The organism is Mesorhizobium sp. WSM1343 (genome assembly GCF_055901535.1).
In genome coordinates, this window is the sequence record NZ_CM148370.1 from 3400155 (window position 1) to 3420749 (window position 20595).

Genomic DNA, 20595 nt, shown 5'->3' on the forward strand with positions numbered 1-20595 from the left:
ATCACTTCGTCATCCTCGGGTCTGCGCCGCGTCGCTACGCTCCTTGCTTCGCCCGTGGATGACGAAGGTGAGGCTTCCGCGGGGAAAACGCCATCTTCACACCGCAGCCACAAACCCATCCAGCACGCGTTTCTGGCCGGCTTTGTCGAAGTCGATGGTCAGCTTGTTGCCTTCGATGGCCGAGATGTTGCCGTTGCCGAATTTCTGGTGGAAGACACGGTCGCCGACGTTGAAGGCGGACGGCTTGTCGGAGACGGATTTGGCGACCAGCTCGCCGTCGATGGTGCGGCCCTTGACCGAGGTGCGGCCGGCGCCGTAGCCGCTGTCCGTCTCGCCGTAGCCGATGCGCTCGACCTGGTGGCCCGAGCGCGAGCCCCAGTTGCGGTCGGTCGCCTCGGTGCGGTTGGCCTGCGCGCGCTGCCAGCCCGGCGTCGCATAGGTGTTGGAGAAGGCGCCGGATTTTTCGCTGTCGGCGCCGACATTGTCGAAGCGCGAGGCGCCATAGGGGTTCTGCCGTCCTGCGCCCTGGCCGCCGCGGCCGGAGGCAAAGGAACCGCCGCCATAGGAATTGCCGTAGCCGCCGTAGGAGTTGCCGCTTTCAGCGACCTCGACATGGGCGTTCGGCAATTCCTCGAGGAAGCGCGACGGGATCGTCGACTGCCACAGGCCATGGATCTGGCGGTTGGAGACAAACCAGATATGCAGGTTCTTCTTGGCCCGCGTCAGGCCGACATAGGCGAGGCGGCGCTCTTCCTCCAGCCCGGAGCGGCCGCCTTCATCGAGCGCGCGCTGATGCGGGAACAGGCCTTCCTCCCAGCCGGGCAGGAAGACGGTCTCGAATTCGAGGCCCTTGGCCGAATGCAGCGTCATGATCGAGACGGCGTCGAGCCCGGCATTCTGCTCGGCGTCCATGACCAGTGCGACATGCTCGAGGAAGGAACGCAGCGACTCGTATTCCTCCATCGAGCGGATCAGCTCTTTCAGATTCTCCAGCCGGCCGGGGGCTTCGACCGAGCGGTCGTTCTTCCACATGTCCGTGTAGCCGCTCTCTTCGAGAATGGTCTCGGCGAGTTCGGTGTGCGGCGTGGTTTCCAGCGCCTTCTGCCAGCGCTCGAAATTGGCCGCCACTTCGCGCAAGGCGGCGCGCGGCTTCGGCTTCAACTCGTCGCTTTCGGCGAGCTTGGCGGCGGCCTCCAGCATAGGGATGCGCAGCGCACGGGCGGTGTCGTGGATCTGGCGGATGGTGGCTTCGCCCAAGCCGCGCTTGGGCACATTGACGATGCGTTCGAAAGCGAGGTCGTCGGCGCCCTGCGCGACGACACGGAAGAAAGCCATGGCGTCGCGGATTTCCAGGCGCTCGTAGAAGCGCGGGCCACCGACGACGCGGTAGTTGAGGCCGAGTGTGATGAAGCGATCCTCGAAGGCCCGCATCTGGAAGGATGCACGGACAAGAATAGCCATGTCGTTGAGATTGTGCTTCTGACGCTGATAGGCCTCGATGGTCTCGCCGATGGCGCGGGCTTCTTCTTCGGAATCCCAGGCGGCGTGGACATTGACCTTGCCATCCTCGGGATCGTTGCGATCCGTGAACAGCGTCTTGCCGAAGCGGCCCTCATTGTGGGCGATGAGGTGGGAGGCGGCACCAAGGATGTGCGCGGTCGAGCGGTAGTTGCGCTCCAGCCGGATGATGGTGGCGCCGGGAAAATCCTTGTCGAAACGCAGGATGTTGTCGACCTCGGCGCCGCGCCAGCCATAGATGGATTGATCGTCATCGCCGACGCAGCAGATGTTAACGGTGGCGCGGGTTTCGGCCGAAGAGCGCCCAATCTCCCCCTCAAGGGGGGAGATCGGCTTGCCTTGAGGCCGCTGCGCCAACAGCCGCAGCCACATGTACTGGGCGGTGTTGGTGTCCTGGTACTCGTCGACGAGGATGTACTTGAAGCGCTTGTGGTATTCCTTCAGCACGTCCGGATTGGCGCGCAAGATGCGGATCGGGTGGCAGAGCAGGTCGCCGAAATCGCAGGCGTTCAGCGTCTTCAGCCGCTCCTGATAGGCCTTGTAGAGTTCGCGGCCCTTGCCGTTGGCGAAGGCACGCGCGTCGCCCTCGGCGATGTCGGCGGGGCCTTGCCCCTTGTTCTTCCAGCCGTCGATCATCTGGGCGAACTGCTTGGCCGGCCAGCGCTTGTCGTCCAGCCCCTCGGCCTGGATCAACTGCTTGATCAGCCGCACGACGTCGTCGGTGTCGAGGATGGTGAAGTCGGAGCGCAGGCCGGCGAGTTCGGCATGTCTGCGAAGCAGCTTCACTCCAATCGAGTGGAAGGTGCCGAGCCATGGCATGCCCTCGACATTGCCTTCGCCGATCAGGATACCGATCCGCTGCTTCATCTCGCGCGCAGCCTTGTTGGTGAAGGTGACGGCGAGAATCTCGGAAGGCCAAGCCCGTTTGGTATCAAGTATGTAGGCGATGCGGGTGGTGAGCACGCGGGTCTTGCCGGTGCCGGCGCCGGCCAGCACCAGAACGGGGCCTTCGGTGGTTTCCACCGCCAGCCGCTGCTCCGGGTTCAGGCCCTTCAGATAGTCGGGTGCGTTGTTGTGTCCGCTGCGGGCAGCCATGGCGCGCGCGGCAATGCCCGACGGGGCCGAGGGCCGCGCATTGGGTTCGTCGAAAAAGGGCATGTCTTCGGAAAAGCCGGACATTGCCCCGAATGTAGTGATTCGGTGGGGAAAGACCAGAACTGTCTACGTTTTGTTCCGCTAAAGTGCTGGCGGCAAGGATGTACGGGCTGTTCAGGCCTTGCGGTAGCCGAGAGCGACGAAAAATCGCTGCCCTAACGAACGCGCCTCATCGGTCATCACGGCGCCGAGTGCCGTCTGCATCCGGTCGTAGTAATGGCTGCCCGCAGGGGACGCGAGAAATGCCGCGTAAAGCCTGAGATCGTCGAGCGACAAGTCACGATAGGCGAAAGCATTTCCTTCCATGATCCCCTTTTCGGCTTTTTCACGAAGGTTGCCGGCCTGCTTATGCACCAGCACCATTATCTGCTGATCCGATAAAGGCTGCCCGGCTGCCGCGAGCATTCCCGAAACCATCGCATAGCCCATGTTCAATGCGATCGCTTCAGCCATGTCCACGGCGCTGGTATCGTCGACGATTTTCCGGTACAACGCGAGCCGTGCCGGATCTCCCGCCTGAAGTCCTCCAAGGATTTTCGGACCTTCGATCTTCTTGCGCCCCACGGCTTGCGGATCGGACGCTTGGATCTCCAGGGCTGTGACCCGCCTGCCCAATGGTGAATCGAAGAAAGCAGCCAGATCGGTGAGATCGACGGGCTGCAACCGGTCCGTCATCCGCGCCTCTACGGCTTTCTCCATCCTGTCAGCGTCAAAAGCGCCTTCAGCGGCGGCGGACAAGGCTTCCTTGACTTTTTCCGGCCCCGGCACGGATTTGATGCCGGCGACTATGCTTGGGCCGAGGCCGGCCAGCATCTCGTGGAAGCCGCTTGCCTTGTTGATCTCCTCGAGCGTTTGTGCCGACGCGGGTTGACTGCCAGCCATAAGCACGACGAAGCCGAACAGCGCGCCGGCAATGCGCATCCATGGCGGAAAGACGAAGGGCATGACTCGGTCTACTCCACGGTGATGCTGCGACGGAGACTGCTCGATAACCCGACCGCAGGCAAGATGAATTGCCACCTTGGCGTGTGGGCCAGCTTGACAGGCGGGGCGGGCAGGAGAAAGCTGTGCGCAGGGCAGGAACGGGACATCGGGCTGTCCTTGGCGTGGCAAAGCGCAACAGTCGAAGGAGTATCATCTTGGCTGTCACCATCACCTCCCTCATTCTTTTCCTCATCGGCCTGGCACTCGGCGGCGGCGGCATCCGCCTGGCGATGCTGGGCGGCAGCTGGTACTATGTCGTTGCTGGCCTTGCCTTCCTGATCGCCGCCTGGCTGCTCTACCGGCGCCGGTCCACCGCGCTGTGGCTCTACGCGGCGATCGTGCTCGGCACGCTGGCCTGGGCGGTCTGGGAAACCGGCTTCGACTGGTGGGAACTCGGGCCTCGCGGCGGCGTCATCGTGCTTCTCGCTTTGTGGCTGCTGACGCCGTGGGCGAGACGGGGTCTTGTCGGCCCTGACGCACGCGCGCCGCTGATCCTTGCCGTGCTGGCATCACTGGCCGTCGCCGGTTATTCGATGACTTCGGATCCGAAGGACATTGCCGGCGAACTCGGCACCGACAAGGTGGTCGCCAACGCCAATCTCGGCAATGACGTGCCGGCCGGCGAGTGGCATTATTACGGCCGCACGCAGTTCGGCCAGCGCTATTCGCCGCTCGACCAGATCACACCGGACAATGTCGCCAAGCTGCAGCCTGCCTGGACCTACCAGACCGGCGACGTGAAGGGACCGGACGATGTCGGCGAGACCACCTATCAGGTGACGCCGCTGAAGATCGGCGACACGCTCTACATCTGCACGCCGCATAATTTCGCCATCGCCATCGATGCCGCGAGCGGCAAGGAGAAATGGCGCTTCGATCCCAAGGTCAAGCTTGACAAGGACCGCCAGCACCAGACCTGCCGCGGTGTGGCCTATTACGCCGATGCCGCCGGCGCCGCCGGCCAGCCCTGTGCGACCCGCGTCTACCTGCCGACCTCGGATGCGCGGCTGATCGCGCTCGACGCCGCCAACGGGCAGATCTGCCCGGCTTTCGCCGAGGGCGGCACGCTGAACCTTCTGACCAACATGCCCTATCCGAAGTCGGGCTATTATTACTCGACCTCGGCACCGCTGATCTCAGGCGGCAAGATCATTGTCGGCGGCGCGGTCAACGACAATTATTCGACGCAGGAGCCGTCCGGCGTCATCCGCGCCTACGACGCTGCCACCGGCGCGCTGGTGTGGAACTGGGATTCCGGCAATCCGGACCAGACGACGCCGCTGCCGGCCGGCCAGACATATACCGCCAACTCGCCCAACATGTGGTCGACGCCGAGCGCCGACGAGAAGCTCGGCCTGCTCTACGTGCCGCTCGGCAACCAGACGCCGGATCAGCTCGGCGCCGGGCGCAGTGCCAATGTCGAGAAGTTCTCGTCGTCGATCACCGCGCTCGACCTCAACACCGGACAGGTGCGATGGGTGCGGCAGACCGTGCACCACGATCTCTGGGACATGGACGTACCGGCGCAGCCGAGCCTGATCGACATCACCAAACCCGACGGCACGGTGGTGCCGGCGCTGGTCGGACCGACCAAGCAGGGCGATCTGTATGTGCTCGACCGCCGCACCGGTGAGCCGGTCATCGCGGTCAACGAAGTGCCGGCGCCCGGCGGCGCGATCGAAGGCGACCACACATCGCCGACGCAGCCGGTCTCCGATCTCACCTTCATGCCGAAGCCGCTGACCGGCGCCGACATGTGGGGCCTCACCATGTTCGACCAGTTGGCCTGCCGGATCGAATTCCAGGGCCTGCGCTATGAGGGTCGCTATACGCCGCCTTCCGTCCAGGGCTCGCTGATCTACCCCGGCAATTTCGGCACCTTCAACTGGGGTGGCGTCGCCGTCGACCCGGTCCGGCAGGTGCTGTTCGGCATGCCGACCTATCTGGCGTTCAAGTCGCAGTTGATCCCGCGCGATCAGGTGCCGCCGCCGGACGAAGGGCGGGGCAGCGAACAGGGGCTGAACCGCAACGAGGGCGCGCCCTATGCGGTGGTGATGGGACCGTTCCTGTCGCCGCTCGGCATTCCTTGCCAGGCGCCGCCCTGGGGCTATGTCGCCGGTGCCGATCTCAGGACCGGCAAGATCGCCTACAAGCACCGCAACGGCACCGTCTACGACATGACGCCGCTGCCGCTGCCGCTGAAGGTCGGCGTGCCCGGCATCGGCGGGCCGATGATCACCGCCGGCGGCGTCGCCTTCCTGGGGGCCGCAGTCGACGACTACCTGCGCGCCTACGACCTGACATCGGGCAAGCAGCTGTGGCAGGCGCGGCTGCCGGCCGGCGGGCAATCGACGCCGATGACCTATACGGTCGCCGACGGCCGCCAGTTCGTGGTCATCGTCGCCGGCGGCCACGGTTCGGTCGGCACCAAGCCTGGTGACTATGTGATGGCCTACGCGCTGCCGAAGTAGGGGCGACAGGGTAACGCGATCTTTCAGAGGTCGCGCCGCCCCTCATCTGTGCCGGTATCCTTTCCCCGCACAGTGACGGGGAAAAGTGCCCGACTGGGCGATGAGGGGCGGGAATCTTCCGATCGGCCCGTTGTCGATCAGCCAATCCCCAAATGACCCTTCAGGCTGGGCACCGAGCCGAGCACCTTGTTGGTCAGGTCGGGGCCGGCGGCGGCTTCGGCCTGCTGGATCAGCGTCGCGCCGGCCTTCTGGATCTGCGCCATGTCGAGCCCGGATGCCTTGAGCGCGGCGATGCCGTTGATCAGCGCGCCGGCCTTCTCGCCGAGAACGCCGCCAAGCGCGCCCTGCAACGACGACAGAAAACCGCCACCGCCGGCCGGAGCGGCGGCCATGACGTCATATTGATGGGCGAGGTCGTCGGCGCCGGGGATTTTGGCGAAGAACGCCGAGGCGCTGGTGCCTTCCGCCTCGTGTTCGAGCACCGAGAAAATGGTGCCGACGACTTTCTCCGTCGTCGCCTGGTCGAGGCCCGCCTTCTGCGAAACGGTGTTGACGATGTCCTGGACGTTCATGGCGTCACCTCAACCCTGGGTTTTCGTGTTGCGGTTCCGCTCAGCGCGGACCCTGATCAACGATAGTCTGCCTGCATTCACAACCATCGAGCGTAGGGCCAAAGCGGCGGCCCCCGCAAGGACGACCGCGCTGGCGAGGATCGGGGAAGGCATGGTCATGGTCTCGCTTCCTTCTGGGTCTGAGGCACGCGGTCAAGATACCGTCGATAGCCACCTTCCTTCACGATTGTGGCAGCGCCAGCAGGATTTATCGCCAATGACTAAAAAGTGATGACACGGCCGCGCATGGGCACCGGCTTTGCTGCCCGGACGCGGCCGGCGGCATACGCCTGAGGCGATCGACGGCAGCGATGAGTGCTCGACTGGATGATGCCGGCTTGGTCCCTATGTAGCTGGGAATTGAAGCCCGAAGCAGAGGAGCCCATCCATGACGAGACCCGACGCCAAGCCCACCATCACCCAGGCGATGATCGACGCCTATGACGAGTACACGCATCTGACGCTCGATCGCCGCCGGTTCATGGAGCAGTTGACCCGGCTTGCCGGATCAGGTGCGGCGGCGGCAGCGATCGCGCCGCTTCTGGCGGCCAATTCGGCGCAAGCAGCAATCGTCGCCGACAACGATCCGCGCGTGAAGGGCGAGGACATCAGCTACCCCGGCGGCAGCGGCGAGATGAAGGGCTATCTGGTCAAGCCGGCGAACCAGGCGGGCAAGCTCGGTACCGTCATCGTCGTGCATGAGAACAGGGGGCTCAACCCGCATATCCGCGATGTGGCGCGGCGCGTGGCGCTGGAAGGCTTCGTGGCGCTGGCGCCGGATTTTCTGTCGCCGCTCGGCGGCACGCCGACCGACGAAGACAAGGCGCGCGACATGTTCGGCAAGCTCGATCCGGCGCAGACCATCGCTGACGGTGTTGCGACCGTCGCTTTCCTCAAGAGCGACAAGGACGGCAACGGCAAGGTCGGCGCTATCGGCTTCTGCTGGGGCGGTGGCACGGTCAACATGCTGGCCGTCAACGCGCCCGATCTCAGTGCCGGCGTTGCCTATTACGGCATGCAGCCGAAGGCCGCCGATGTATCCAAGATCAAGGCGGCCTTGCTGCTGCACTATGGCGGACTCGACGAGCGCATCAATGCCGGCATCGACGCCTTCAAGAACGAACTCGACGCGGCGCATGTCGACTACACGGTCTATGTTTATGAAGGCGCCAACCACGCCTTCAACAACGATACGTCGGCGGCGCGCTACGACAAGAAGGCGGCTGACCTCGCCTGGGGCAGAACGATCGCCTTCCTTCGGGAAAAACTGAAATGACTTCAGCTGTCATGCCGCCGGCGCCCAGGCGGTTTCGAAGGCCGGCGACAGGGTGAAGCCGGCCGGCCGCGCCGAAACGGGGGGCGGGCGGCGCACGCCTTCCTGCAGGTACCGCAACGCCGACGTCAGCCCGTTCATCGTGTAAGGCTTGGCTATGACGCCGATCGCGCCGGCGAAATGATCGGGGATGCGCTTCGGATTGGCGGTCATGAACACCACCGTCGAACTCTTCCTTTCGCCTATGTACTTGGCCACGTCGATGCCGGACGGCCCGTCACTCAGATGGATGTCGACGAAGGCGATATCGGCTTCGGTCGCATCCGCCATGGCCATGGCTTCCGCCGAAGAGGTCGCCCAGCCGACGACGCTGTGGCCGGCGTCCTCGACAAGGCTCTCCAGCTCCATTGCCAGCAGCGCTTCGTCCTCGATGATCAGGACCTTGAGCGGCTCAATCATGACACATTCCCTTTTTCCTGAGGTTCGTTCGGGATCGAGATAACGACCTTCGTGCCGGGGCCGGTGTCGCGCCATTCGATCTCGGCATGCAACTGGCGGGCGAGCGATTTGATCAGCCGCATGCCGAACGAGGCATCGCCGTTGGCGTCGGCCATGCCGACGCCGTCGTCCGACACCTCGATATTCAAGTGGCCGTCGGGCTGGCTCATTTTGATGCCCAGGCGGCCGGCCGACATTCCGTCGGGCTTGGACTTGAAGGCATGCTTGAGAGCATTGGTGACGAGTTCGTTGACCATCAGAGCGACGGGCGTTGCCTTTTCCGCGGAAATGACGATCGGTTCCAGGTCGAGAGCCGGACTGATCTCAGAGCGTCCCGACGCCGTCAGCAGGTCTGTCACCAGATCCTTGGCGAAATCCGCCACATCGAACTTGCTGACGTCCTTCGACTGATAAAGCCGCCGATGCACCGTGCTCAGGGCTTCGATGCGCTCCAGCATGGTGGTCAACGAACGCCTGATCGCTTCGTCCCGTATGGTCCGCCGCTGCATAATGATGAGGGAAGAGATCATCTGCAGGTTGTTTTTCACCCGGTGATCCACCTCATGCAGCAAGGTGGTCTGCGCCTCGAGGGCGGCTTCCAGTTCCGCGGTGCGTTCCTTCACCGCCTTTTCGAAGCGGTCCTTGTCCGCGTTGATGCGACTCTCCGATTGTTTGCGATCCGAGACGTCGAGCTGCGATGCGAAAAAGAACTGCAAATCGCCTTTGTCGTTCGAAACGGGGCTGATGTAGAGCGCGTTCCAGAAGGTCGAGCCGTCCCTGCGGTAGTTCAGGATATCGACGCTGACATCGGTTTCATCCTCGATCGCCGCGCGTATCTGTTCGACAGCGGCCTTGTCGGTCTTCGGTCCCTGCAGGAAGCGGCAGTTCCTGCCCAGAACCTCATGACGCTCATATCCGGTCAGTCGCAGGAAAGCGTCATTGGCGAACACGATAGGATTGTCCTGCTGTCGGGGATCGGTAATGATCATCGACATGCGGGTGGCGCGGATAGCCGCCGCGAACGGATCGCCCTTGCCGTGCTCGACATGCAGATCGTCCGTCATGTGCCATGCGTCGGCAGGCTCCCTGGTCCGTTTCCATTCCATTCTGTCACTCCAAGCCATTTTCGCGGGTGACAACGGATCAGACGCCGATTTGGTTCAATCTTGAGCCTTCCTGTCGCAGTTCGTACCGAGAATCAGGCCTCCGGAGTTAGCCGGCCGATGCCGGCTTGTGGAAGGCGACGCCGGCGACCACCAGCGCAATGCCGAGGCAATCGATAAAACCCGGAATCTGGCGCAGCACGACGACGCCGATCAGCGTCGCGGTGACCGGCAGCAGCGACAGCATCAGCGCGAAGCTCGCGCGTGGCAGCCGCGACATGGCGAGCTGGTCGCAGATGTAAGGAATGACCGACGAGCAGATGCCGACGCCGATGGCGGCGAGCAGCAGCGGCAGTGAGAAAAAGGCCGGCAGCGCATCGGTGAAGCCGATCGGCAGCACGACGATGAAGGCGACCGCCATGGCAGCACCCAGGTCGGCGATGCCGCTGCCGGCGCCTGAAGCGGCGACGCGATGGCCGAGTACGATGTAACCGACAAACAGCGCCCCGTTGAGGATGGCCCAGAACAGCCCGATGGGATCGTCGGACCATCTGACATCGATGAGCAGCAAGGTGCCGGCGACGGCGATGGCAAGGGCGGCGAGATTGCGCGTGCTCCTGAGGCCGATCGCCGCGACGCCGATGATGCCGACGAATTCGATCGCCGCCACCAGCGAGATCGGCAGTCGGTCGAGCGCCAGGTAGAACGAACAGTTCATCACCGCCAGACAGGCGCCGAAGGCCAGCAACAGCAGCCGCGTCGTGCGATCGGCGCGTGCGAAGCTTCGCCATGGACGGGTCAGGGGTGCGAAGATGAGTGCTGCCGTGGCGATGCGCAGCCACGCCATGCCGAGCACGCCGACATGCGGGAAAAGCAGCACGGCGAAGGCCGGCCCGAGATAGTGGAAGACGGCGCTGACGCCGAACCAGACATGCGGCGGCAGTTTTTCCGTTAGCTTGCCCAGGGTGAAGTTGCCCGGGGCAGGGGTCGCCGCGAGAGCTTGCGTTTGATCATCCATCGGATCAGTATCGCAGGCAGATTTGCCTATTTATATAGATGATGATTAGCTATTTCGGCTATCTTTCTCCCGGAATAAAGGAGTTTTCCATGAAGCGCCTTCGAACTGAAAGCGCCGATCTCGATGCCGCCGACATGAAGATCCTGCGCCTGCTGGAAAAGGACGCGCGCACCAGCACGGCGGAGCTGGCACGCTCGGTGGGCCTGTCGGCACCGAGTGTGGCTGAGCGCATCAAGCGGCTGCAGGAAAGCGGCGTCATCGAGGCCTATTCGGTCAGGATCAACCCGACGGCACTCGGCCTGCCGCTGTCGGCATGGCTGCGCATCCGGCCAGTGCCGGGGCAGTTGGCCGTCGTGGCCGAGATCATCCGCGAACTGCCGGAGATCGTGCAATGCGACCGCGTAACCGGAGAGGATTGTTTCATCGCGCTGGCGCATGTCGGGTCGGTGGTCGACCTCGAGCGGGTGATCGACCGCATCATTCCCTACGCGATGACCAACACGGCGATCATCCAGTCCTCGCCGGTGGTGGCGCGTTCGGCCCTGGCGGCGTTGAGGCGCCAGGCTTGACCTGCGGGGATTGTTCCGTTCGAGGACCTTATGCGTGGCCGCGCTTCATGCGCGCCTGTTTCAGGATGGCGCGCCAGCGGATCATGTCGAACGGGATCGGCTCGTTGTTGTTGGCGATGTGGAAGATCTCATTGTTGACGTTCTTGAGCGAGCGCCAGAAATCGTAGTCGGTGATGCGCGGATCGGCAGCCAACCTGTCCACCTCGACCTTGATGTCGGTTTTCATGCACTTTCCTCGAACCGGCGCCGCGCCGCCCGTGTCGCTACCTCGATGCAGATCGTTTTCGACCGGCCCGCTGAGTCGCGCAACGGCTCAAATGGCTTGTTCCCGTTAAAACCTTGGTAAGGTTAACGAGGGCGCCGCGCCGCTTCAAGCGCCGCCGCCGGTCGATGGCAAGGTTCTGCGATTTTAGATCGCCGGTGTGGCTTTGAAGCCGGAAACGAGACGTGTCGGCATCGCCCTATTTGCGTTTGATGCCGATCGAGCGGCCGGCCCGTTCCGGCATCGGCAGGGCCGAATGGGCGGCGCGCATGTCTTCGACCCTGGCCAGCACATCGGCGGGGAAGGGCGCCACCTTCGGCCCGGACATGTCGACATGCAGCGACAGCGATTCGGAAGTCGCGGCCAGCCAGCCGTCGACATGGCGGATTTCCTGATAGGCCCGCAGCCGCTTGTCGTCATGGTCGATGAGCTGGAAGGAGACCGTGACCTTGTGCTCGAGATGCAGCTCCTGCACGTAGCAGACATGGACTTCGGCGGTGTAGATGGTGAGGCGGCGATCCCTGGCATAGTTCGGTCCCATGCCCATTGCCTCGAAGGCGTCGTCCGAGCAGCGGTCGAACAGCACGTTGTAATAGGCCATGTTGAGATGGCCGTTGTAGTCGATCCAGTCCTTCTCGATGTCCATGGGTTTCGAGACGAAGGGAGTGGGGATGGGCATCGAAACTTCCTTGTTCTGGTGCTGGACAGAGCGTGGCTCCGGAGACTCTATTTGTTCTGACGCAATTTCGGACGGAAAACCGCTTCACACTTTTCCTGGAATTGCTTTACGCATCCATAGACGCATAACAAGCATGGACGCTGGTCCATTCGCGGAGGAATTCATGGCTCTGAGCGACCTCAACCCGGTCGAACGCAACGAGGAAGGCATCGCCGCGGTGCTCGGCATCCTCAAGCAGCAGCTCGGCGAGCGATTCCAGACCGGCCAGGCGATCCGCTCGCAGCACGCGCACACCACCACCTACATTCCGACGCAGGCACCGGATGGCGTTGCGTTCCCCGAGACGACGGCCGAGGTGCAGGAGATCGTGCGCGCCTGCGCCGTGCATCGCGTGCCGGTCATCGCCTTCGGTGTCGGTTCCTCGCTGGAAGGCCACACCAATGCTCCGGGCGGCGGCATATCGGTCGACACCTCGCGCATGAACCGCATCCTGGCTGTCAATCCGCAGGATCTCGACTGCACGGTCGAACCCGGCGTCACCCGCGAGGATTTGAACCGGCACCTGCGCGACACCGGCCTGTTCTTTCCGATCGATCCCGGCGCCAATGCCTCGCTGGGCGGCATGGCCGCAACGCGGGCCTCCGGCACCAACGCGGTGCGCTACGGCACGATGCGCGAGAACGTGCTGTCGCTGACCGCCGTCATGGCCGACGGCGAAACGGTGACGACCGGCAAGCGCGCGAAAAAGAGCTCGGCCGGCTATGATCTGACGCGGCTGCTGGTCGGCTCGGAAGGCACGCTCGGCATCATCACGTCGCTGACCTTGAAGCTGCAAGGCATCCCGCAGGCGATTTCGGGTGGCGTCTGCCCGTTTCCGAGCGTCGAGGCGGCCTGCAACGCGGTTATCGCGACGATCCAGATGGGCATCCCGGTGGCGCGCATCGAACTGGTCAACGCCTTGCAGATGCGGGCGATGAAGAATTATTCCAAGCTCGACTATCCTGAAAGCCCGTGCCTGTTCGTCGAGTTCCATGGCAGCGATGCCGGTGTTGCCGAACAGGCCGAGACCTTCGGCATGATCGCGGAGGAGAATGGCGGCGGGCCGTTCCTGTGGACCAGCGTCGCCGAGGAGCGCACCAAATTGTGGAAGGCGAGGCACGACGCCTACTGGTCGTCGCTGACCCTGCGGCCCGGCGCCAAGGGGCTGTCGACCGATGTCTGCGTGCCGATCTCGCGCTTTGCCGAATGCGTCATGGAAACCGAGGCCGATATCGCCGAGATGGGCCTGATCGCGCCGATCGTCGGCCATGCCGGCGACGGCAATTTCCACGTGCTGGTGCTGATGGATGTGAACGATCCCAAGGAGATCGCGCTGTCGGAAAAGTTCGTCGCGCGGCTCAACATGCGAGCCATCGCCATGGACGGCACCTGCACCGGCGAGCACGGCATCGGCCAGGGCAAGATCGGCTTCCTGCGCCACGAGCTCGGCCACGGCGTCGACATCATGCGCACCATCAAGCAGGCGCTGGATCCGCAAAACATCATGAATCCGGGCAAAATCCTGCCGCAAAACTAGCCAGTCCTTCGACGCAAGGTTCGCATGCGGCTTTGTCCTGGACCGAGCCACGTTTCAGGCCGAGATCGGCCGCACGGTGGGCCTGGAATTGCCGGCACCTTCGGAACCGATTCCCACCTTTTCACGTTGCGGCAACCGACGCATATCGTCAAAGCGGAGCGGCCGCCCATGAACTGGAAAGGCGTCTGGAAGAATCAATACGGGTCCATTGTCGAGATCACCGATGATGCGGACAATCGTATATCGGGATCGTTTCGAACCGCGCTGCCGGATAGCGGTTTCCATGGCCAGGAGATTCCGATTTTAGGCGTCCACCGCGGCGACTGCATCAGTTTTGCCGGCGGCGGAAAGACGGCGGTTGGGGATGCGATCGTTTCCTACACCGGCCTCCTTCGGGCGGGCAAAATGGAGACGTTGTGGTTTGTCGTCTCGGATGCGGCGATAAAGGCCGGCGGCGAGGGCCAACCCGCGAAAATCGAAAAGCTGAATTGGTGGCGTTCGATGTCGACCAGCGCGGACACGTTCCAAAGAAGCTAGTGTCGACGGCAGCTCGTTCGGGGTTCACGCGCGACGCACCGGCTCGGCCTGATGAAGATAGCCGGTGAACGTGTCGGGAGACGTGGGTTTCGACAATTGGGTCACGATCCTGCCGACCTCGCCGCGATGATAGCCGCCATGGGTAATGACGTGTGCCAACATCTCCTCGCGTGACATTTCCCCTGGAGCACCACTGGTAAAGGTGAAGGGGATCGGCTCCGCCAGAGCTTCGGGCTCCAGCTGTTCGACATAGCGCAGATACCACTGGTCGGTTTCGGTGATCGCCTTCGATAACTCGGCGAGTGTCGGCGTGCTGCTCGTGCCTGTATCGCGAAAACCGTGCTTCTGCTTCTGGACGTTCGAGGCAAAAATCTTGTCGACGACATGCGCGTGATTGATGGTCTCGAGGATCGTGCCGAACTGCTCTTCCGATACGTCGCTCTCGATCCCTGCCAGCAAGGCAAGCAGTCCATCATCAGCCCATGATTTGTAGCGGAATAGGGAGTGAAGCAGGGTCTTGCTGCTCATGATGGCCTCTCGTTTTTTAGGTGACAGGCGGGACTTGCTTGTCGCGGCCCGCTCGATAAATGTGAGCTGACAGTCGCATTTTGCGGAAGAAGCCCCGATATGGCTACTCGCGTTCCCTTGCAATCTGGAAGCGTGCGCAAAGCACCACGGCAGCAGCGTTCGCGTGCGACCGTGGACACGATCGTGGAGGCGGCGGCTCGCGTTCTGGCACGGCGCGGCTGGGCGGATTTCACCACCAATGAAACGGCGTCCGTGGGCGGCGTCAGCGTCGGTTCGATCTACCAGTATTTCCCCAACAAGCTGGCCTTGGCGGAGGAGATCCGCAAACGCCATCTCGACGCAGTGCTCGCGGCCATATCCGGTTCGGATGAGCGCGGCTCAGCGGTCGCGGTGGAACAGCGGGCGGCCAAGCTTGTCGATGGCGTCGTCGCCGCCCACAGCGTCGATCAGGAACTGCATCGCGTCCTGCTCGACGAAGTGCCGCTTGCCGCCCGCTCGACGCAGGATCAGTTCGAGGCGGAGTATCTGCGCCGCTACCGGGCGGTAATCGCGTCGGCCAAGGGCAAGGCCGATCCCGAACGCGACGACATTGCCGCGCGCGTGCTGTCGGGCGCGGTCGAAGGGGTCGTGCACGCAGCGGCGCGACATGGCGAACTCCAATCGCCGGCCTTGCGAGCGGAACTCATCGAACTGGTCTGCGCCTATCTGCGCAGCCGACGCACGGGCTGATCCGGCATCTAACTGAGCCCGACTAGTTCTCCTGCGCGCCCTCAACAAGTGTCTGCAGCATGGGGCGGGTTGGCGCGAAGAATGTCGTGCCGGTGTACGGCGTGGAGAAATCGAGCAGGCGGTCGTAAGCGCCCGGCGGCTCGCCGATATACATGCGCTGCAGCATTTTTTCGGTGACCCAAAGATATCTGGAATAGCCGATGAAGTAGGTGCCGAACTCGTTCTGTCCCGGCCTGCCGAACGGCATGTTGTCGCGCAAAATATCGTACTCGTTGCTGGCGGCATCCTCGATGGTGGCCAGCGACTTGTGCGATTTGCGCGGCGCATCGTCATCGTCGATTTCGATGTTGTCGATCTTGGTGCGGCCGATGATCGCTTCCTGCTCGGGCGTCGGAATGCGCGCCCAGGCCTGCATGTCGTGGAGATATTTCTGGACGACGACATAGCTGCCGCCGGCAAAGTCGGCGTCTTCATCGCCGATAAGCGCAGAGGCGGGCAAGTCGAGGCCGGTCGGGTTGGCGGTCCCGTCGACGAAGCCGAGCAGGTCGCGCGCATCGAAATAGCGAAAGCCGGAAACCTCATCGATGACGCTTACGCCGTCACCGAGATTGTCGAGCAGGATGCGCTCGAACTCGAAGCACATGTCGGGTCGCTCGGAGCGGATGTGGAAGAGAAGATCGCCGGCGGTCGAAGGCGCCGAATGAACGGCACCCTTGATCGGCGCGAACGGTTTCAGTTCCAGCGGCCGCCGGTCTGGAGAGAGACGATCCCAGAGATCGCGGCCGATGCCGGCTATGCACGACAGCCGCCCGGAAAGGTCGCGGAATCCGACATTTTTGACCAGGTCGTCGAGTTTGCCGAGCACCGACGCAACCTTGGCGAGCGCGCTCTGCCCACTGGCGACGGCGACGACAAGAAAGACCGCCGAAAGCGACAGCGGAGCGTCGACACTTTGCGCATCGATCGGCACGCGATCCCAGTTCTTGCCCGACATCCGATTTCTCCGCTTCGCCGGGATTTGTTTCAGATCACCGGAGATCGCGCAACTGGATGAATTGCCTCTTTATCGACACGCGGATGCGGGTAGAGTGCGGCGGAAATTCAACCAACCTGTTCGGAGCTGATGCTCGCACGCCTGTTCGTGATCTTTGGTGGCCTGTTCGTGCTGGTGCTGTGTGCGGCGCTGGTGGTGCCGTATTTTATCGACTGGACCGGCTACCGCGCCGACTTCGAGCGCGAGGCGAGCGCCATTCTCGGCCGCAAGGTGACCGTGCAGGGCGACGCCACGGCAAGGCTGTTGCCGTTCCCTTCGGTGACCTTCTCGAATGTCGCCGTCGCCGGCGGCCCCAACGGCCAGCCGGCCATGACGGTCGAGACGTTTTCGATGGATGCGGAACTGGCGCCCTTCCTGCGCGGTGAAGTGCTGATCTTCGACATGCGGCTGGTGCGGCCGAAAGCGACCATCGATATCGCCAATGACGGCACTGTCGACTGGGCGATACGGCCGTCCTCGCCCTTCGACCCCAGCCAGATCTCGATCGAGAAGCTGACGGTGACGGAGGGTCAGATCGAAGTTCGCCATGCCGCTGGCGGGCGCAGCCATCTGTTTTCCGAGATCAATTCGACCGTCTCGGCCAAGTCGCTGGCCGGCCCATGGCGCATGGACGGCACGCTGCGGCTGGACGGGTTGCGCACCGCGGTCACCGCGTCCACCGGCAAGGCCGAAGGCTCAGGACAGATGCGGTTTCGGCTGAAGGCCGATCCGGACGCGTATCCGCTGGTCATCGAGACCGACGGCAATGCCGGCATCGTCAATGGAGCCGCCGTCTACTCCGGCCAGTTCAAGATTTCCGGTGCCGACAAGAACAGCGCCGAGCTGCGCGGCACCGATGGCGAGACGGTGAAAGCCTCGGCCGGTGAGCCCGATCCGGGCTTTCGGCTGAACGGCAAATTTTCGCTCGACCACCAGAAACTCGGGGTCGACGAATTCCGCTTCGAGACCGGGCCGCTCGACAACCCCTACACCGCCGATGGCAAGGCTTCTGTCGATCTCGGGCTGAAACCGAGTTTCGCCATCGAGGCCAATGGCGCGCAGGTGCAGTTCGACGAGGCGGTGGGCGCCGAAGCCGGCGCCGGCCTGACGCTGGACCAGCGCATCGCGGCGTTCGAGCAAGCGCTGCTCGATATGCCGAAGCCGACCATCCCCGGCACGGTCGAGGTCAAGCTGCCGGCGGTGGTGGTCGGCGACACCACGGTGCGCGACGTGCATCTTTCCGCCGAGCCGGTCGATGGCGGCTGGTCGGTGAAATCGCTTGCCGCGACCTTGCCCGGCCGCACCACGCTGGAAGCGGATGGCATGCTGGTGCTCAATTTGGAGGGTCATTTCGGCTTCAACGGCTCGCTGCTGCTGGCCGTGGCGCAACCTTCCGGCTTTGCCGCCTGGCTGTCGAAGGATGTCGACGAGGCGATCCGCCGCCTGCCGGCCGCGGGCTTCAAGGCCAAGGTCGACCTCTCGCAGAAGCGCCAGGCCTTCAGCGATCTCGAACTGATCCTGGGCAAGGCGAAGTTTTCCGGCCGCATCGATTCCAGCCAGCCCGACGATGCCAAGCCCTCGGTGCTGATGCGGCTCGAAGGCGGTGATCTCGATGTCGACGGGCTGGCGGCCTTCGCCTCGATCTTCGTCAGCGACAAGGGCGCCAATCGCTTTGCCGACCGAGACCTCGATTTCCAGATCAAGGCCGGGCCGGTCAACGCCGGCGGGTTGACCGCCGACACGGTCGACACGGCGCTCAGGCTGCGCGACGGGCTGCTCGAAATCGACCGGCTTTCGGTGGGCGGGCTGGCCGGCGCCTCGATCAGCGCCACCGGCCGGATCAAGGATTTCCCCGCGAGCCCAACCGGCAAGCTCGATGCGTCGGTGGTTGCCGTCGATCTGAAGCCGCTGATCGATGTCGCCGCCCAGCACTATCCCGACAGTGCCGTGCTCAAGGGACTGTCGAGCCGTGCTGCTGCCTATCCCGAGCTGTTCCAGGATGCGCGCATCGACCTGGTGGCCAGTGCGGCCGACAATGGCGACGGCACCACGGGCCTGGCGGTAAGCGGGCAAGGCAAGGCCGGCGGCTCGGCCTTTTCGGCGTCGCTGTCGGGGAAGGGCGCGGTGGACAAGCTTCTCGAAGCGCCGGTGGCGCTGACCTTCAACGCCAAGAACCCCGATGCCACCGCGCTGCTGGCGCTCTATGGCCTGCCGGCGCTGCCGCTCGGCATGCTGGGCGAGGCAAACACCGATATTCAGGCCAAGGGCACGTTTGGCGGCGGCCTGGCGACGAATTTCAGCCTTGCCGGCAATGACTTCAAGGCCGGTTTCGAGGGAACGATCGCCGACACGCCGCAAGGCCTCGCCGCCAAGGGCAAGCTCAGCCTCGATGCCGCCGACATCGAGCCATGGCTGATGACGTCGGGCATCGGCCTGCCAGGCATGGGGGCGGGCATGTCGACGTCGCTCGCGGCGCAGGGCGACTACGGCAACGGCCTGCTGGTGCTGGACGAACTCAGCGGCGCCATCAACGAAGCGGCGGTGTCCGGCGACGTCAATATCGATGTAAAGGATGGCGTGCCACATCTGGCCGGGGCGCTGGCGCTCGACGAACTCGACCTCGATCCCCTGGCGGTGGCGCTGTTCGGCGACTCCGCCTTTCTGGCCGACAAGGAGGGCGCAGCCAAAGACGGGGCAGGCAAGGGTGGCGTGTGGCCGGCGACGCCGTTCAGCCAGAAATCCAGCCTGCCATTCACCGCCGACCTCGACCTGACGACGGCAGCACTGGCCGCCGGCCGGTTCGCCACCGCCTATGACGCCGCCTTTTCGCTCAAGCTCGACCAGGAAGGCATCCGCGTTTCGGATCTCAAGGCGAAGTTGCTGGGCGGGGCGCTGACCGGCCTATTCGAGTTGAAGAACAACAACGGCACCGGGCTGTTCTCTGGCCAGATGAAACTGGCGGGCGCCGATCTGGCGACCGTGCTGCCGGATGCCGGCATCAGCGGCATCGGCGATTTGTCGACGGCGCTGTCAAGCAGCGGCAAATCGGTCGAAGGGATGGTGGCTGCCTTGTCAGGCTCCGGAACTGCGGCGTTGAAGGGCGTGAAAGTTGCTGGCCTCAATCCAGATGCGTTCAGTGCGTTCCTCGCCAAGGCGGATGCGATCGGGCGCGACATCGATGCGGCCAAGACCGCCGGCTTCGCGCCCGAGATCGCCGCTGATGGCAGTTTTGCCGCCGGCGATACCGACATAGCCTTCACGGTTGCCGGCGGCACGCTGCGGGCGCCGCCGGTCAGCCTGGAAAATCCAGCGGCGACCTTGTCCGCCGACATCACGGCGGATCTCAACGCGGCCACGGTGTCGGCCAAGGGTGCGATCACCTATCGGCCTGGCGACGAGGCGCTGGTCGGCTCCGAGCCGGTTGTGAATTTCACCGCCGAGGGGCCGTTCGGCGCGGTCAAACGAGCATTCGACAGTGAGCCGCTGGCGCAGTTCCTGACCCAGCGCGCGCTGGAGAAGGAGCAGCAGCGCGTCGAGGCGATGCAGGCCGCGCTGCTCGAGAAGCAGCGGCTGCGGCGCGAGGTGCGCTATTACGCTGCGCTGCAGGATGCTCGCGACAAGGCGGCCGAGGAATTGCGCCGGCAGGAGGAAGCAGCGCGGCTCAAAGCCGAAGCTGACGCCAAGGCCAAGGCCGAAGCGGATGCACAGGCTCAGGCTGAGGCGGACGCAAAGGCTCAGGCCGACGCGAAGGCGAAAGCCAAGGCGGACGCAGATGCCAAAGCCAAGGCCGATGCCGATGCGAAGGCGGCTGCCGAAAAGCAGGCCGCCGACGAGGCCGCCAAGGCGCAGGCCGAGCAGGAGCAGCAGAAGGCGGAAGAGGCGATGCGTATTGCCTCGCAGGAAAAGGCAAGGCTCGAAGCCGAACGCAAGGCCGCGCAGCCTCCGAAGGTGGAGCGGGCGCCGCTGCCGCAGGCCAACGACAATCCGCCGCCGGCCAAGCCGAAGGCCAATCCGTTCACGATCGACAATCTGCTGAAGTCGCTGCAGTAGT

The 20595-nt window shown here is 63.8% G+C and carries 17 protein-coding genes; 7 read left to right on the top strand and 10 right to left on the bottom strand.

Translation table 11 applies throughout. The features are described 5' to 3' along the window. Positions 1 to 96: 96 nt before the first annotated feature. The gene (locus AC0NIL_RS16450) at positions 97 to 2697 is read right to left on the bottom strand and encodes an ATP-dependent helicase (RefSeq protein ID WP_473572016.1); all 2601 of its coding nucleotides are present in this window, start codon (positions 2695 to 2697) and stop codon (positions 97 to 99) included. Between the two features lie 90 nt (positions 2698 to 2787). Further along, the gene (locus AC0NIL_RS16455) at positions 2788 to 3618 is read right to left on the bottom strand and encodes a DUF2059 domain-containing protein (RefSeq protein WP_275952749.1); all 831 of its coding nucleotides are present in this window, start codon (positions 3616 to 3618) and stop codon (positions 2788 to 2790) included. Between the two features lie 194 nt (positions 3619 to 3812). On the opposite strand from AC0NIL_RS16455, the gene AC0NIL_RS16460 reads away from it, so the two are divergent. Then, positions 3813 to 6128: a glucose/quinate/shikimate family membrane-bound PQQ-dependent dehydrogenase gene (locus tag AC0NIL_RS16460; protein ID WP_063168289.1), complete on the top strand. Its 2316-nt coding sequence runs from the start codon at positions 3813 to 3815 to the stop codon at positions 6126 to 6128. Between the two features lie 137 nt (positions 6129 to 6265). Here AC0NIL_RS16460 and AC0NIL_RS16465 read toward each other — a convergent pair whose 3' ends face one another. Continuing rightward, complete coding sequence (locus AC0NIL_RS16465) at positions 6266 to 6700, bottom strand: hypothetical protein (protein WP_013530999.1); 435 nt, start codon at positions 6698 to 6700, stop codon at positions 6266 to 6268. Between the two features lie 427 nt (positions 6701 to 7127). Here AC0NIL_RS16465 and AC0NIL_RS16470 point away from each other — a divergent pair, with 427 nt between their 5' ends. After that, the gene (locus AC0NIL_RS16470; protein ID WP_275952750.1) at positions 7128 to 8015 is read left to right on the top strand and encodes a dienelactone hydrolase family protein; all 888 of its coding nucleotides are present in this window, start codon (positions 7128 to 7130) and stop codon (positions 8013 to 8015) included. 9 nt (positions 8016 to 8024) lie between these two features. Here the strand turns inward: AC0NIL_RS16470 and AC0NIL_RS16475 are convergent, their stop codons facing one another. From AC0NIL_RS16475 to AC0NIL_RS16485, 3 genes are all read right to left on the bottom strand, one after another. Continuing rightward, positions 8025 to 8471 carry a response regulator gene (locus tag AC0NIL_RS16475; RefSeq protein WP_013531002.1) on the bottom strand — a complete coding sequence of 149 codons (447 nt, stop codon included), beginning with the start codon at positions 8469 to 8471 and terminating at the stop codon, positions 8025 to 8027. Then, positions 8468 to 9616 (bottom strand): histidine kinase dimerization/phosphoacceptor domain -containing protein, encoded by a 1149-nt coding sequence (locus AC0NIL_RS16480; protein ID WP_027160613.1) that lies wholly within the window; start codon positions 9614 to 9616, stop codon positions 8468 to 8470. The genes AC0NIL_RS16475 and AC0NIL_RS16480 overlap by 4 nt, the downstream gene beginning before the upstream one ends. Positions 9617 to 9722: 106 nt before the next feature. Then, positions 9723 to 10631: an EamA family transporter gene (locus AC0NIL_RS16485; RefSeq protein ID WP_275952752.1), complete on the bottom strand. Its 909-nt coding sequence runs from the start codon at positions 10629 to 10631 to the stop codon at positions 9723 to 9725. Between the two features lie 89 nt (positions 10632 to 10720). Here AC0NIL_RS16485 and AC0NIL_RS16490 point away from each other — a divergent pair, with 89 nt between their 5' ends. Further along, positions 10721 to 11200, top strand: coding sequence for an Lrp/AsnC family transcriptional regulator (locus tag AC0NIL_RS16490; RefSeq protein ID WP_013531005.1), 480 nt, complete (start codon positions 10721 to 10723; stop codon positions 11198 to 11200). Between the two features lie 28 nt (positions 11201 to 11228). On the opposite strand, the gene AC0NIL_RS16495 is transcribed toward AC0NIL_RS16490, so the two are convergent. After that, entirely contained in the window at positions 11229 to 11426 is a 198-nt protein-coding gene (locus AC0NIL_RS16495; protein ID WP_013531006.1) for a hypothetical protein, read from the bottom strand. A gap of 235 nt (positions 11427 to 11661) precedes the next feature. Then, entirely contained in the window at positions 11662 to 12141 is a 480-nt protein-coding gene (locus tag AC0NIL_RS16500; RefSeq protein ID WP_013531007.1) for a thioesterase family protein, read from the bottom strand. Between the two features lie 163 nt (positions 12142 to 12304). Between AC0NIL_RS16500 and AC0NIL_RS16505 the strand changes: the two genes are divergently transcribed. Beyond that, positions 12305 to 13717: an FAD-binding oxidoreductase gene (locus AC0NIL_RS16505; RefSeq protein WP_275952753.1), complete on the top strand. Its 1413-nt coding sequence runs from the start codon at positions 12305 to 12307 to the stop codon at positions 13715 to 13717. Between the two features lie 168 nt (positions 13718 to 13885). After that, positions 13886 to 14254: an avidin/streptavidin family protein gene (locus AC0NIL_RS16510; protein ID WP_063173719.1), complete on the top strand. Its 369-nt coding sequence runs from the start codon at positions 13886 to 13888 to the stop codon at positions 14252 to 14254. A gap of 24 nt (positions 14255 to 14278) precedes the next feature. Here AC0NIL_RS16510 and AC0NIL_RS16515 read toward each other — a convergent pair whose 3' ends face one another. Further along, positions 14279 to 14782: a DinB family protein gene (locus tag AC0NIL_RS16515; RefSeq protein WP_473572013.1), complete on the bottom strand. Its 504-nt coding sequence runs from the start codon at positions 14780 to 14782 to the stop codon at positions 14279 to 14281. Between the two features lie 171 nt (positions 14783 to 14953). Between AC0NIL_RS16515 and AC0NIL_RS16520 the strand changes: the two genes are divergently transcribed. After that, complete coding sequence (locus AC0NIL_RS16520; RefSeq protein ID WP_275952755.1) at positions 14954 to 15511, top strand: TetR/AcrR family transcriptional regulator; 558 nt, start codon at positions 14954 to 14956, stop codon at positions 15509 to 15511. A 22-nt stretch (positions 15512 to 15533) separates the two neighbouring features. Here the strand turns inward: AC0NIL_RS16520 and AC0NIL_RS16525 are convergent, their stop codons facing one another. Beyond that, positions 15534 to 16505: a Dyp-type peroxidase gene (locus tag AC0NIL_RS16525; RefSeq protein ID WP_275952756.1), complete on the bottom strand. Its 972-nt coding sequence runs from the start codon at positions 16503 to 16505 to the stop codon at positions 15534 to 15536. A 129-nt stretch (positions 16506 to 16634) separates the two neighbouring features. Here AC0NIL_RS16525 and AC0NIL_RS16530 point away from each other — a divergent pair, with 129 nt between their 5' ends. Then, a complete protein-coding gene (locus tag AC0NIL_RS16530; RefSeq protein WP_275952757.1) occupies positions 16635 to 20594 on the top strand; it encodes an AsmA family protein in 3960 nt (1319 codons plus the stop codon). The last annotated feature ends 1 nt before the right edge of the window (position 20595 follow it).

What these genes read in the sequence shown, in the direction of transcription:
- AC0NIL_RS16455 (WP_275952749.1), bottom strand. Translation starts at nt 3,618, where the DNA reads ATGCCCTTCGTCTTTCCGCCATGGATGCGCATTGCCGGCGCGCTGTTC.
- AC0NIL_RS16515 (WP_473572013.1), bottom strand. Translation starts at nt 14,782, where the DNA reads ATGAGCAGCAAGACCCTGCTTCACTCCCTATTCCGCTACAAATCATGG.
- AC0NIL_RS16530 (WP_275952757.1), top strand. Translation starts at nt 16,635, where the DNA reads ATGCTCGCACGCCTGTTCGTGATCTTTGGTGGCCTGTTCGTGCTGGTG.
- AC0NIL_RS16510 (WP_063173719.1), top strand. Translation starts at nt 13,886, where the DNA reads ATGAACTGGAAAGGCGTCTGGAAGAATCAATACGGGTCCATTGTCGAG.
- AC0NIL_RS16470 (WP_275952750.1), top strand. Translation starts at nt 7,128, where the DNA reads ATGACGAGACCCGACGCCAAGCCCACCATCACCCAGGCGATGATCGAC.
- AC0NIL_RS16500 (WP_013531007.1), bottom strand. Translation starts at nt 12,141, where the DNA reads ATGCCCATCCCCACTCCCTTCGTCTCGAAACCCATGGACATCGAGAAG.
- AC0NIL_RS16475 (WP_013531002.1), bottom strand. Translation starts at nt 8,471, where the DNA reads ATGATTGAGCCGCTCAAGGTCCTGATCATCGAGGACGAAGCGCTGCTG.
- AC0NIL_RS16485 (WP_275952752.1), bottom strand. Translation starts at nt 10,631, where the DNA reads ATGGATGATCAAACGCAAGCTCTCGCGGCGACCCCTGCCCCGGGCAAC.
- AC0NIL_RS16480 (WP_027160613.1), bottom strand. Translation starts at nt 9,616, where the DNA reads ATGGAATGGAAACGGACCAGGGAGCCTGCCGACGCATGGCACATGACG.
- AC0NIL_RS16465 (WP_013530999.1), bottom strand. Translation starts at nt 6,700, where the DNA reads ATGAACGTCCAGGACATCGTCAACACCGTTTCGCAGAAGGCGGGCCTC.
- AC0NIL_RS16505 (WP_275952753.1), top strand. Translation starts at nt 12,305, where the DNA reads ATGGCTCTGAGCGACCTCAACCCGGTCGAACGCAACGAGGAAGGCATC.
- AC0NIL_RS16495 (WP_013531006.1), bottom strand. Translation starts at nt 11,426, where the DNA reads ATGAAAACCGACATCAAGGTCGAGGTGGACAGGTTGGCTGCCGATCCG.
- AC0NIL_RS16490 (WP_013531005.1), top strand. Translation starts at nt 10,721, where the DNA reads ATGAAGCGCCTTCGAACTGAAAGCGCCGATCTCGATGCCGCCGACATG.
- AC0NIL_RS16525 (WP_275952756.1), bottom strand. Translation starts at nt 16,505, where the DNA reads ATGTCGGGCAAGAACTGGGATCGCGTGCCGATCGATGCGCAAAGTGTC.
- AC0NIL_RS16450 (WP_473572016.1), bottom strand. Translation starts at nt 2,697, where the DNA reads ATGTCCGGCTTTTCCGAAGACATGCCCTTTTTCGACGAACCCAATGCG.